Source organism: Microcoleus sp. EPA2, from assembly GCA_020882975.1.
Classification (GTDB): domain Bacteria; phylum Cyanobacteriota; class Cyanobacteriia; order Cyanobacteriales; family Microcoleaceae; genus Microcoleus.
The window spans coordinates 1-12903 of the sequence record JAHRFD010000039.1 but is presented as its reverse complement, the minus strand read 5'-3'; the positions used below and the strand labels follow the sequence as shown (position 1 = coordinate 12903).

Here is a 12903-nt window from a genome sequence, read left to right as displayed (position 1 = left end):
TAAAAAAGTATGTCGCCGATCGCAGATAATGGACAAAAGCTGAGTTTTAGTGATATCAGTCTCAATCAATTACATCCTGGGATGGTGACATCAGCAGTAATAGAAAGACTTTCGCCAGCAGCTTGGGCTTACTTGGGAGATGCAGTATACGAACTATACGTTCGGACTTTGTACTTAGCTCCGCCAAAAAAAATGCAAACTTATCACAAATTGGTGGTGGGACAAGTACGAGCTGAAACTCAAGCGCGTCATTTGCGATCGATCGCTCCTTATTTGAACAGCACAGAATTAGCAATTGTCAAGCGCGGTCGCAATGCTGCTGCGAGCCGTTCCCAACGGGCAGATCCAGAGATTTACCAACAAGCCAGCAGCTTAGAAACCTTGGTGGGATACTTATACCTCACCGATCCCGAAAGATTGACCATACTTATGGCACTTTTAGAAATTGAAAGTTAACGGTTTTAGCGATTAGAAATTAAAAGTAGCGAGTTATTACTTAAAAAGCCTGCCGTCGCCTACCGAAAATTGCAAAAATCCTTCTAAGGTAAAGAGGATTTATGAGTAATGAATTAGCAACTAAAAACAGCAAGATCCTCAAATCAGAACCCATCTAAAATCTCAAAAGTCCGAGATATATCAGTCAATCAAAAAATCCAAAAATCCTTGGCATTAAGCCCAAACCAGTTTTACAGCCACAAAAAACAAATGAGAAAATTTACTAGACCAAACCCCCAAGGGTCCAAGCGCGACAGCAGACCATTCAACAGTGAAGGCCGCGGCGAAGATTCGTCACCATCACCCCGTTTTGAACGTAAACCCCGCCCAGACACACGGTCTGTAGGAGCACCTCAAAAGCGATCGAGCTTTACCCCACAACCACAAGAAATGCCCGTGCGCTCCGTTTATAAACGCAATTTAAACTCCGAGGACAAACCCGAACTCCGAAAAAATAATCATTTCCGAGACAGAGACAGTAGCCCCCAGGAATTTAGTGGCAATCGTTTCAGAGACAGAGACAGAGACAGCAGCCCCCAAGAATTTCGTGGTAATCGTTTCAGAGACAGAGACAGAGACAGAGACAGCAGCCCCCAAGAATTTCGTGGTAATCGTTTCAGAGACAGAGACCACAGCCCCCAGGAACCCCGCGACAGTTTCAGAGACAGAGACCACAGCCCCCAGGAATTTCGTGGCAACCGTTTCAAAGACAGAGACCACAGCCCCCAGGAATCCCGTGGCAATTATTACAAAAACAGAGACAACAGCCCCCAGGAATCCCGTGGCAATTATTACAAAAACAGGGACAGTGGGGCGGTTGAGCTTGGCAGCAACACCGTAGTACAACCAGAAGCAGACACAGACATGATTTACGGTCGCCATGCTGTGCAGGCGGCCCTCGAAGCCAACCAAGTGCTCAACCGGATCTGGGTTGTGCCACATCTGCGCTACGATCCCCGCTTTCACAGCTTGCTAACCGAAGCCAAGTCCAACGGTAGCATCATCGACGAAGTGGACGATTTGCGACTGGACTACATCACGCGCAAAGCCAACCATCAAGGTGTAGCAGCTCAAATATCAGCCCACGAATACCTGGATTTGAGCGAACTAATCGCCAAGGCTAAATCTGCTGTGGAACATCCCGTAATTGTGGTAGCAGAAGGACTCAACGATCCCCACAATTTAGGGGCAATTATTCGTACAGCAGAAGCATTGGGCACTCAGGGCGTAGTGATACCCCAGCGGCGCGCGGTGGGGATTACCTCCGCCGTTAGAAAAGTAGCAGCCGGGGCCTTAGAAAATTTACCCGTAGCGAGGGTTGTCAATCTCAGTCGGGCTTTGGAAGAATTGAAAGAGGCTGGATTTTGGATTTACGGCACTGCCGCTACAGCCAGTCAATCGGTAGAGACAGTGAATTTTTCCGGGCCCACGGTTTTAGTTGTAGGGGGTGAAGCTGACGGTTTGAGCCTTTTGATACAGCGCGCCTGTGATGGATTAGTTTCAATTCCATTAAGGGGGAATACACCTAGCCTGAATGTTTCCGTAGCCACGGGCATGGCTTTATATGAAATTTACCGCCAGCGCGGACCCAAGAAGTTTCATGTACACAGCTCGTCGAAGTAGTTAGTCCGATCGCCCCTTAAAGCCGGGGCGATCGACCCCCAAGTTTCCCATTTTAGGTAATTTAAAAAAATGCCACACCTGATTAGAAAATTTCCTTCATATTAGAATAGGCATCACTCATTACCATGTGTACCTAACCTAACTGAGAGAGGCTATATAATTTTTTTTCAACTACGCCAATTATATCATCCGTAAAAAAACAATTGACAGGAGAGGATATCTCAACTACAATTCCATCCAAAAACCATGTCAGGGAACCCCAAACTATATAGCCTTAGCCGGCTGTAGAGGGGAGAGAAGGGGGTAGTAGTACCTCCGGTAAGGATTAATCCTTACAAAGGAGCTTGCTAGACAGGTGTATATATTTGTCTATAAAGCTTATAACTATTATAACAAAGTGTAAATAACTAAGGCATCAGCCTTGCAGGCAGCACTCTGGACAAAAAGTAAAATACATTAGAAATCCCCATGAAAGAACTCTTGATTAGCTTACTCAACTTCTTCGGTTTAGCTTGGTGGGTGGAAGTTAAAACTGCATCGCCACGGTGCATTTATTATTTTGGCCCGTTTATGACCGCTAAAGAGGCCCAAGCTGCACAAACAGGATATGTAGAAGACATAGAAAATGAAGAGGCTCAAGGTATTAGTGTTTCGATTCAACGTTGCAAACCTGTGAATTTGACAGTAGCAGATGACTTGGGAAAGCTTGGTGATCCAGGGATGTTCCCGGTTTTTAGCAGTCAGTAGCAGCAAGGGGAGTCAATAGTTTTGTCTTCAAAACTATTGACTTTTTGACCTCAAATTGCTGGTGGCTAATAGGTAATGGGTAACGGGGAATGGTGAGCGGGTAATGGGACACAATTCCTAGCTGGCCGCTAAGCTGAACTCAGATTACCAATTACCTATTACCAATACCCTTGTTTTTCTTAGCAATGTTACAGCCCTGGAGATGGGGGGGTTACTTCTTCCTTCTTCCTTCTTCCTTCTTCCTTCTTCCTTCTTCCTTCTTCCTTCTACTTAACTGTCTGAGGGAAGTTTTCTATCCAGCGATCGATATCTGCAAGTACCCGATCGGGAATTTCCCAGGGGAATAAGTGGGCTGTATTTGGATAGCACTGCCACTGACATTCCTGGAGGTGTTGGGCTGTTTCTAAACTGGATGCGGAGGTGATGTGCCGATCGCCCTCTCCAGCCATGACTAAGCAAGGGCATTGAATATCGCCGAGGTTGAGTAGTCGGTTATATCCAGCCCTCAGAGCCCTATTTAAGGCTTTGGTAGCCGTGGGGGAAGTCTGGAGATAGGCGGGAGTACCTGCGCTGGCTAAATAGCGATAGGGAGTGCTTGTATGCTGTTGTATTAAGTAGCGAAAGAGCGATCGCCTACCAAAAGTATCAATATTCCATTGCCAGCCCGGTATCACCCAATTGATGATTCCCGCTACACCCGTATAAAAGTTATCTTGCCAAGATATAGGAGGGTGACTGCCTCTGGGTTTGGCAGCGGATGCAAGTATAATCAAACCCGTGACTCGCTGCGGATATTTCATCGCTAATTCCAGGGCTAAAATCCCCCCTAAAGACCATCCGAGTACCAAACAGCGATCGATCCCAAATCGGTCTAAAAGCGCTTCTAAATCGAGGAGATGATCGGTCATGTCAAAGGGACTAAAAGTGCGACTGTTGCCGTATCCCCGCAAGTCTGGGGCGATGGTTTGGAATCGCTCAGATAAGTGTTCGGTAAACACTGACATACAAGAGCCTGAGCCAGGATGACCGTGCAAACATAGGATCGGAAATCCTGTTCCTTTGACAGAAACACTAAGTTTTTGAGGTGTCAATCTATATGTCTCCGAGAAGCCCATCCGAATTTTTACTTGCTAGCTTGCTGCTGAGTTTTCTGAGTTTTCTGAGTTTTCGGTTGCGAAACTTGCTGCTCTTTCAGTTGAGCAACCTCCGCTTTTACTAATTCAGGAAATGGTGGCTGGAGATTGTGAACTTCGATGTCCATGCCCACTGGCAGAGGTGGCAGTTGGGGCAGATCGTTTTCCAAATCTTTGAACCCTTTGAGATTTTTTGCTGGTAAAATTTCCGGCATTTCTGGTGGTAATTTAGCTGTTTCCAAAGTGCCGATCATTTTAGCTAGGGCGAATTCTAGTTGAGAACCAGGGTCGATCGCCACCCAACCCCGATCCGTCATTTGCCGGATCTCGAAGTGGAGGTGAGGGCCAGTGGACATTCCTGTACTACCAACCCGGCCGATGGTTTCTCCCTGTTTCACCCACTCTCCGGGCTTCACAAACAGTTCAGAAAGGTGTCCGTAGAGAGTTTCCTGAGACTGTTTACTGTGATTGAGCACCACCGTCAAACCATAACCGCCTAGCCAATCGGCGATCGCCACTTGACCCGCATAAGCAGCCAGGACCGGCGTTCCCAACTCCGCTCCCAAGTCAGTCCCGGTGTGAAAGCGGCCATAGCCCATAACTGGATGAGTCCGCCACCCAAATGGCGAAGTAATTGCCGCAGCAATAGATAGTGGAAACAGCAGACTGGTGTTGCCATTTCCTGCCTTACCAGCGGGACGTGGCGTGAGATTGTAATAAGCAAAGCCTGTATTGCTACCGCTGCTGACACTAATCGGGCCGACTTCAATCGGGCCTAGTCCCATACTCGCTCCAGGATCTGAGTTGCCTCCGCCGCTATTTCCCGAATATGCAGCGTTAGCATAATATCCAGCCTCCGATGAGTAGCCTGGATTAGCTGAGTAGCCTGGATTAGCTGAGTAGCCTGGATTAGCTGAGTAAGCGGCGTCTCCGTTCACTGATTTTGGCTGTCTGGTTCCCGCGCCCCACAACTGACTGCCGATTTTTTCGACGGCTTGACCCAGGGTGTCGCTAACATTGCCACCAGCATTGCCGGCCACACTGTCTGGAACTGGCGCCGGAACATTCCCTGGAACATTTCTGGGAACATTTCCAGAGGGAGGAGTAGCAATATAGGAGTCAGGGGCGATCGGAGTTTGAGGGTTGTAGTTGCCTTCTCCAGCATCGGCCGTGACAGGCTCGGAAATCGCAGCAGGGGCGCAGGCACTCTCACCACCGGGACATTCGGTCGATCGAGCTGAAAATTCTATGTTTGTCGGCGCTTCGTAGCTGTTGGTCGCCCCGGCGCTGTAGTCTGTCTGGTCGTTGTAAGCGTTGGCGGGGTTCACGGGCGCTTCAAAAGGAGGTTCCGGCGACTGGGCTGTGGGTTCCGGCAGGGGTATCAGTGCGGGTTCGGGCAGATAATATTCTGAGGTCTCAGGGGCGGCTTCCGCGGGCGGTTCCGTCGCGTATTCCGGTTCGGGAGCTGGTTCTTGGTAGCTAGGCTCCCCCGCTACCTCTGGGGTTGGCTCGCTTTCTGCCATGGGAGCAGGTTCTACCGGGAGAGGGGCTTCAAATAATGGTTGCAGGTCCGCAGCACCTGGGGCTGTCTGTTCTACTGTTGGAGTTTCCGTTTGTGCCCACACTATGCCTTTGCTGAGTAGTCCCAGACTGGCAAGGCAACCTAGTCCCACCAGCAGGGAGCGATCGGACAAAAGACGCTGAAGATTCCGTGCGCCTGTAGGTTTTTTATTTGGCTCTTTGGTGTTCACAGTGGCTGTCCAATGCTTGTCTGAAACTGGTTTCACGATGTTTTTTCCCAACTCAACTTAGGGCCTTGGTGGAGATCGAAGTCAGGCTCGAATTTATGCTCACCCTTGTCTGGAGTGGAGCCTAAACTATTGTACCTGGTTAACGCGATTATTCCGTTCAACCTAGCTAGTTGATTCCAGTTTGTCGGTTTAATTTGCAAAATTGTTAATTATTTAGTACAACACAAATCACTATTATTGACTCCCTTGGGGCAGCATGGCATTAATGAGTTTACCTGACGATCGCTTGACAAATTTTCGCGACTATGAGTTCCTTGGGGAACCAGAGGGTGTTACTTGGGAGTGGCAAAGTTGGGAAGGATTGCCCTATCTGACTTGTAGCTTTCTCCAACCCTGGAAACACGGCTTTTTTACGGCTCCGTTTTCGCCCCGCACCCCGATCGACTTGGTGCAAGTTCTGTCGCCCGGAGCTCCTGTTTACCGGGTCAAGCAGGTACATGGTAATGCGGTACTCAATACTGGTCAGGTGACTCCGGTTTCTGCTACAGGTCTGGAAGCGGGAACTGAGACCCCTATTTATGCTGAGGCTGATGGCTTGGTGGCCCAGCGAGAGTTTGAGGCGATTTGGGTTTGTACGGCAGATTGTGTTCCTGTGTTGATTGCTGACGATCGCACCGGACTGACTGCCGCAGTTCACGCAGGTTGGCGCGGGACTGCTGCTAAGATATTACCAGAGGCGATCGCTCAACTTGTGGCCGTTGGCAGTCAACTGGAAAATCTCAGGATTGCTATGGGGCCGGCGATCGCTCGACAGGTTTACCAGGTATCTGTGGAAGTGGCAGCGGAACTAGGAGCTACCATTACTCCCAAGGGTGCGGTTAGTGTAACAGCCGACAGCATTCTAGAGTTTTTGCACCAACTGCCTCAAACCCCTGTGTTGGCCGATCCTGAACCGGGAAAAGTACGTTTGGATGTTCGCCGCTGCAATGCTTTGCAATTGCAACAGTTGGGAATTCATGCTTCTCAAGTGGCGATCGCTCCTCACTGTACTTATTCTGACTCCGATCGCTTTTTTTCCCACCGCCGGGAGCCACTTAAAAAAGTCCAGTGGTCGGGAATTGTCAGCGGCGGAGCGACAACTACCTGTTGAAGGTAGAAGGTAGAATGTAGTTTTAAGTTTTAAATTTTGAATTTTAAATTTTGAATTTTAACTCTTTAACTTAAAACTCAAAACTTAAAATCTACTGACTTTCCTTCTACTTTCAAAACAGGATTTTCAGGAGTTAACCTACCTACTTAGTGGGTGATTCCCTAAAATCACTAAAAAACTAGCAACTAAACTTTTTGGGAAAGCGGCCCTCGCCCCCGCCCCGCTTTCCTCTCTTGTTAAGATTGCGCTATAACGAGAGTCTCCAGCGGGTTATTAAAATGAGCGATCCAACTCCCTATCAACTGCTTGAGGTCGATGAAGATGCTTCTTTTGATGAAGTGCAAGAAGCTCGCACTCGTCTGGCTGAACATTACAGTGGCGATCTGAAACGTTTAGAATCGATCGAAGCTGCTTACGACGCGATCCTGATGGATCGTTTGCGACAACGACAGGAGGGTAAAATTAAAGTCCCCGAACGCATCCGTTTTCCTGAACGGTTGACTCCTCCACCCGCCAGCTTTACTCCATCTCCTCCGTCTGGTGGTCCTGCTTGGCTGCAACGCCTAATCGATACTCCTAGTCGATCGGACATTTTGTGGCCTGGGGGAATCTATGTCGGATTGAGCGGGCTCAGTATCTATCCGGCTGCTAATAATTCTTTACTACAGTTGACTCTAGCTCTAGGAGTCGGCTCTTGTCTCTATTTTCTCAATCGCAAGGAACAAAAATTTGGTCGGGCTGTATTACTAACAGTAATGGGCTTGGTTTTAGGCTTGTTGCTGGGAGGTATTTTAAGCTCTCTGGTGAGTCCAGCATTCATCCCAACAGAGAAATTTATTGCTTTGTTTACGTTTTTAACTCTGTGGCTGGTCAGCAGTTTTTTACGATAGTTTAGTCTCTAGACTTCTCCCAAAAAGCCTGTAAAGCACAGGTCAGAAAGCCTGTTCCACAATAACTATGGGAGATGTCTAATACAGTCAACAGTTGAGTGTTGACTGTTGACTGATTTATCGGGCAGATCGAGCGAAAATTATCTCAACGGCTTCCCCCAAATTGTTAGCAATTAAGTCTGGTTGCTGAATTTCTAGTTGCGAGCGATCGCGAATCCCGCACAAAACACCAATTACCTTGACACCGTGGGTTTTAGCTGCTATAATATCAGCCTCTGTATCCCCAACCATCCAAGTATCAGAAGCTGGCGGCAATTCGGCGAGAGCTTTTGCCATCAGCAACGGCTTATCTTTAACATCACCAGTTTTAACATAATCATTGGGGAGACAATAACGCCGGTCTTCTGGGAAAAAGTGGCCTAAATTGCAGCGGTTGAAAGCTTCGTCAAGTTCCCTGACGCGGCGCATAGTCATCACTACTAAATCAACTCCCGCCCGTTGGAGCTTTTCTAAGGTTTCTACTGCACCTGGGGATGGGCGATCGTACATCAAGTAGGGGAAAGTATGAACAGTGTGACGACGTTTTTGGGCAAATTCAGTCGCTTGGATAGCATCCAATCCTGAGAGAATGCCGATTTCGGTTTCAGGAATCCGCGCCCGCTTCATTTCCCAAAACTCTGCTTTGGAGAGTTCGTGCACCTGTTGGTCTGAAGCTTGAGTCTCCGCAAGACATTGCTGATAAACTCGATAATAGCGATCGGACACATCCATTATTGGCCCATCAAAGTCTGTAATCAGTCTCAGCATTTAGCAGAATATATTTAAGATTTGATACAAATTATTTAATATTGTATCATTAAGAGAAGTCATATCCTCCACAAAACTTGACAGAAATACCCTAGGGAGTTACTGTTTATTAAGTAATGTCAATTGCATAAAACATTACGCTCAAACTCTAGTCACACTCAACTGTAGCGGTTGCAATCAATATCAGGAAATCTACAATTAAGACGTGTTGCACAAATAAAGTAAACCGCTATATTTTATACATAAATCTACCCCTTAACCTAGGGTGAGTTGAGGTTGAGTTCACGGGATTGTTACAAACATTCCATGGGACTCGTATTCGGCTAGCTTTGCCACAGGGAAAAACTCCTTAGAGGAATCAAATTTAGTGTTTGGTTAAATTTACCAGCCGTAAAATAGTGCCCTACCTCCCCAGAGTTTCCACCCCCATATCAATAGCTTGCAACTTACGCATCGAGAGCGTATTTATGTCATTGCGAAGGAAAGGAGAGCTTTTACGAACATTGATTTATTTATCCTAAAAAAGGCATAAATAAAATAGCCTATTGACCAAAAAAACAGCCCCACCTTGGAAATAGAACCTCAAACATAACGAAATGCTACCCAAATTAAGCGTACAAATCTCCCCCAAAAATGTTAACAATCTGCTTGACAAGTTGTTATCCTTGCGTCGAATTGAATACCTCGCAGTCGATCGAGAGCTAAAAATTCAAGAAACATCTTTGAACGTCCAGGAATTTGCTGAAATTCCAGAGGGCATCGAAAAAGGAAAAGATGTGCGTGATAGTTTTCCCGAACTAATCGGCATCGAAGAAATCCTAGATGATATTCTAGAAGAAAAACAGCCCAATTTTCAACTAAAATCAGTAACCAGAATTTTAAATGATGGCTCTTGTTTGTATCTAGATTTGTATGTTTTTGGCTATAAAGAACAGTTAAAACCTGAGAGGCTAATTATTTTCTGCGAAGACGTAACAGATAGTACCAGTATGCAGCAAAGCATGGTGCAATCAGTAAATGAAAGCAGCATCAAAGTCACTAATTTAGCTACCTCCCGCGATTATATTGAGCAGATCCTGAATTCAATCAATGATATTTTGTTAGTGACGACGGCATCGGGAAAAATTAAAAAAATCAATAAATCCACAGAATTATTATTTGGATACACCGAAGCCGAATTAATTGGTAAACCAATTTCAATGATTACGGCCAATGAGGAACTATTGCGTCAAGTCAGTCAGTTACCTGCGGAACTTAAAAACGAATCATGGCATCAGGTGAAAGTAATATGCCAGACTAAAGCAGCTTTAAGCTTGACAGTGGCTTTTTCTTGCTCTACCATCGAGACCAGGGTAGAAAGCAAACATTCAGCAAGTGAAATCATACAAGATTTTGTCTATATTGGCAGAGATATCACCGAACAACAACGAACAAAAAAGCGTCAAGCAGCACAGTATGCAGTAGCTAGAATCATGTCAGAATCTGGTTCTTTAGAGAGTGCGACTCCGAAAATTTTGCAAGCTATCTGTGAAAGTTTAGGATGGGATCTTGGTGAACTGTGGACGCCTGTGGATGAAAAAGAGACTAAATTAGATGGGAAAAATCCACAGCAAAAAGTCAGATTTTTGTTTGCAACACCAGACACTCCTGTGGAAAAAGTGCCGTTTCTACTGCGAGTGGGAGTATGGTGGCGGGGTACAGATGTCGGCGAGTTTGTGGAAAATTGTCAGCAGATAACTCTCCCTCCTGGTGTGGGCTTACCCGGAGTGGTTTGGAATACTGGTTATCCGCAGTGGATTACTGATATTCTCAAAGATGGCAATTTTATAAGATCTAACTTAGCATCAAAAGCCAAACTAACTTCGGCTTTTGGTTTCCCAATTCGTGCTAGTGGTCAAATTGTAGGAGTCATGACTTTTTTCTGTCAAAAAAAACAGCCCTCCGATGAAGACTTACTTCAGATGATGGCCGCCGTTGGTTCGCAATTGGGACAGTTTGTCAAGCGCAAGTATGCCGAAAAAGAACTGCAAGAAGCCGAAGCTTCCATCAGAGTTTTATACGAACAGGAAAAACGCCAAAGTAAAAAATTGGTTCAGCAAAATTTAGCCCTAGAAAAGACTAAATTAGAGTTAGAATCTGCTAACCGTGCCCTACAGCGACTCGCCTCTGTAGATGGTTTGACTCAGATTGCTAATCGTCGCTGTTTTGACAAAACATTGCAGTCGGAATGGTTGCGGATGGCGAGAAATCAAGAGCCTCTAGCTTTAATTTTGTTGGATATAGATTTTTTTAAACTTTATAACGACCATTACGGGCATCAAGGCGGAGATGAATGTTTAAAAAAAGTGGCGGAAATTTTAGATCGCAATGCTCACCGGGGAGGCGATTTATCTGCTAGGTACGGGGGCGAAGAATTTGCATTAATTTTGTCCCAGACTGATGCTAAAGGAGCAATGCGGGTAGCCGAATCAATTCGCAACGATTTAAAAATGGAGGCAATTCCTCACCAACTGTCAAAGGTAAGTCAGTTTGTAACTGCCAGTATGGGGATAGCTAGTGTAGTTCCTAGTGCGGAACTATCTGTGGAGTGGCTAATTGGGGAAGCAGATCGATCGCTCTACCAAGCTAAACTAGAAGGACGCGATCGGATAATTTATCTAAATCCTGCAATTTTGGATAATTAGTCAGGTTGCGGAGGTAGTAAAAAAGCGCTTCTACCTGGGAAAGGAGTATTTGTTGATGATGATTGTGAGACAAGCTGAACTTGCTGATGCACCTGCGATCGCACAAGTTAATGTAGATACTTGGCGAACAGCTTATCAGAAAATTTTACCAGCAGACTATCTAGCGCAGTTATCCTATGAAAATCGAGAAAGCAATTGGCGAGACATCCTTGTAAACGCCGAAAAAAATAAATATTTTGTCTACGTTGCGGAGAATGAATTAGGACAAATTGTGGGTTTTGCTGCTGGTGGCTACGAACGAACTCACAAATATGTTTATCAAGGAGAATTATTTGCTATCTATATTTTGCAGGCATATCAGCATCAAGGAATCGGTCGGAAACTCGTAGGAACAATTGCATCCCAACTGTCTAAATTAAACTTAAATTCGATGCTAGTTTGGGTGTTAGGAGATAATTCAGCCTGTAGGTTTTATGAAGTTTTGGGAGGCAAAAAAATTGAGGAACAACAAACAAAGAGAGCCGGAGTTGTACTTAAGGAAATTGCCTACGGGTGGACAGACATAACTATGCTGCTGGAAAATTGATCGGCACTAGGAGAGCCGGCACTCTGGGCTTGTCCATGGTCAGGTACTGCCATAATAGCTTCAATGAAGTTGATTACCGATCCACTCCCATTAGGATAGTATGGGCGATCGGGTTTGACGCGATCGCCCATACTATCCTATATTGCTCCTGTGGCAATTCATCCACCCTGCCTTGGCGGGCTGACTTCTTCCTGGTTCTTTCCCCCTTGGCGGGGTGACTTATTTCTTGTTCATTCTATCTTCTGAATTTATGAATTTGCCTAATTTAATTACTTTTTCTAGATTACTGGGAGTGCCTTTTCTCCTGTATGGTTTGTACGATCCCAGCGTGCAAAGTCGCTGGATTTGTGTGGCAATTTTTGTGGTGGCGGCGGCTACCGATTGGCTGGATGGCTATTTAGCTCGGAAACTCAATCAAATTACCGATTTGGGGAAGTTTCTCGATCCTTTGGTGGATAAATTGTTGGTGTTAGCGCCACTTTTAGTTTTGATTGAGTTGGGTAGAGTCCCGGCTTGGGGTGTGTTTCTGATTTTGGCAAGGGAGTTGACAATCGCTGGGTGGCGTGTTAACAAAACTAAAATTTCTGGCGCGAATATCTGGGGTAAGCTGAAAACAGTCAGTCAAATTGTGGCGATCGCGCTTTTAATTGCTCCCCTTTCTGAAGCTGGGAATTTTCCTGCATTAATTGCTTTTTGGGTTTCTGTGGCTTTGACTTTGATTTCTGGGCTGATTTATCTTTGGCCGGAACAGGTGGCTGAGGAAAAGTAATATTAAGGCAAATTACCGATAGCGATTAACAATGTTAACTTAGGCTCGGCAGAAACTGCCACTAGCCTCTCTCAAGTTAAACTATGTACGGAACTGCTCAACGAAACCGCAGCAGAACTTAAAAAGCTATCTTAATTGTACAAGTTGACACTCCCCGGCCTTGAAGGCGCGGGGATTCTTGGATCAATCAGTCGATTTGCTCGTTGATGCTGCCATCAAAGAGTAGAGATCGGTCTGTCCCCAAGCGTTGATTTCGGTGTGCCCCACC

At 46.0% G+C, this 12903-nt stretch carries 11 protein-coding genes; 8 read left to right on the top strand and 3 right to left on the bottom strand.

Annotated features, from left to right (window positions below; genetic code table 11):
- The first annotated feature begins 9 nt into the window (after window positions 1-9).
- From AAFP14_RS23670 to AAFP14_RS23660, 3 genes are all read left to right on the top strand, one after another.
- Entirely contained in the window at window positions 10-456 is a 447-nt protein-coding gene (locus tag AAFP14_RS23670) for a Mini-ribonuclease 3 (protein ID WP_341734639.1), read from the top strand.
- 249 nt (window positions 457-705) lie between these two features.
- A complete protein-coding gene (rlmB, locus tag AAFP14_RS23665; protein WP_341734638.1) occupies window positions 706-2118 on the top strand; it encodes a 23S rRNA (guanosine(2251)-2'-O)-methyltransferase RlmB in 1413 nt (470 codons plus the stop codon).
- A 468-nt stretch (window positions 2119-2586) separates the two neighbouring features.
- Window positions 2587-2865 (top strand): DUF1816 domain-containing protein, encoded by a 279-nt coding sequence (locus tag AAFP14_RS23660; RefSeq protein WP_341734637.1) that lies wholly within the window; start codon window positions 2587-2589, stop codon window positions 2863-2865.
- 266 nt (window positions 2866-3131) lie between these two features.
- On the opposite strand, the gene AAFP14_RS23655 is transcribed toward AAFP14_RS23660, so the two are convergent.
- Together AAFP14_RS23655 and AAFP14_RS23650 are read right to left on the bottom strand one after the other, a co-directional pair.
- Window positions 3132-3980, bottom strand: coding sequence for an alpha/beta fold hydrolase (locus tag AAFP14_RS23655; protein WP_341734636.1), 849 nt, complete (start codon window positions 3978-3980; stop codon window positions 3132-3134).
- An 8-nt stretch (window positions 3981-3988) separates the two neighbouring features.
- Complete coding sequence (locus AAFP14_RS23650) at window positions 3989-5785, bottom strand: M23 family metallopeptidase (protein ID WP_341734635.1); 1797 nt, start codon at window positions 5783-5785, stop codon at window positions 3989-3991.
- A gap of 229 nt (window positions 5786-6014) precedes the next feature.
- On the opposite strand from AAFP14_RS23650, the gene pgeF reads away from it, so the two are divergent.
- The gene (pgeF, locus tag AAFP14_RS23645; RefSeq protein ID WP_341734634.1) at window positions 6015-6899 is read left to right on the top strand and encodes a peptidoglycan editing factor PgeF; all 885 of its coding nucleotides are present in this window, start codon (window positions 6015-6017) and stop codon (window positions 6897-6899) included.
- 278 nt (window positions 6900-7177) lie between these two features.
- Complete coding sequence (locus AAFP14_RS23640; RefSeq protein ID WP_341734633.1) at window positions 7178-7789, top strand: CPP1-like family protein; 612 nt, start codon at window positions 7178-7180, stop codon at window positions 7787-7789.
- A gap of 117 nt (window positions 7790-7906) precedes the next feature.
- On the opposite strand, the gene AAFP14_RS23635 is transcribed toward AAFP14_RS23640, so the two are convergent.
- On the bottom strand, window positions 7907-8596 hold the full coding sequence (locus tag AAFP14_RS23635; RefSeq protein ID WP_341734632.1) for an HAD family hydrolase: 690 nt from the start codon (window positions 8594-8596) through the stop codon (window positions 7907-7909).
- 596 nt (window positions 8597-9192) lie between these two features.
- Between AAFP14_RS23635 and AAFP14_RS23630 the strand changes: the two genes are divergently transcribed.
- The 3 genes from AAFP14_RS23630 (at window position 9193) to pgsA (ending at window position 12635) form a co-directional block, all read left to right on the top strand.
- Window positions 9193-11280 (top strand): diguanylate cyclase, encoded by a 2088-nt coding sequence (locus AAFP14_RS23630; RefSeq protein ID WP_341734631.1) that lies wholly within the window; start codon window positions 9193-9195, stop codon window positions 11278-11280.
- Between the two features lie 55 nt (window positions 11281-11335).
- The gene (locus AAFP14_RS23625) at window positions 11336-11866 is read left to right on the top strand and encodes a GNAT family N-acetyltransferase (protein WP_341734630.1); all 531 of its coding nucleotides are present in this window, start codon (window positions 11336-11338) and stop codon (window positions 11864-11866) included.
- Window positions 11867-12116: 250 nt separating this feature from the next.
- Entirely contained in the window at window positions 12117-12635 is a 519-nt protein-coding gene (pgsA, locus tag AAFP14_RS23620) for a CDP-diacylglycerol--glycerol-3-phosphate 3-phosphatidyltransferase (RefSeq protein WP_341734629.1), read from the top strand.
- The last annotated feature ends 268 nt before the right edge of the window (window positions 12636-12903 follow it).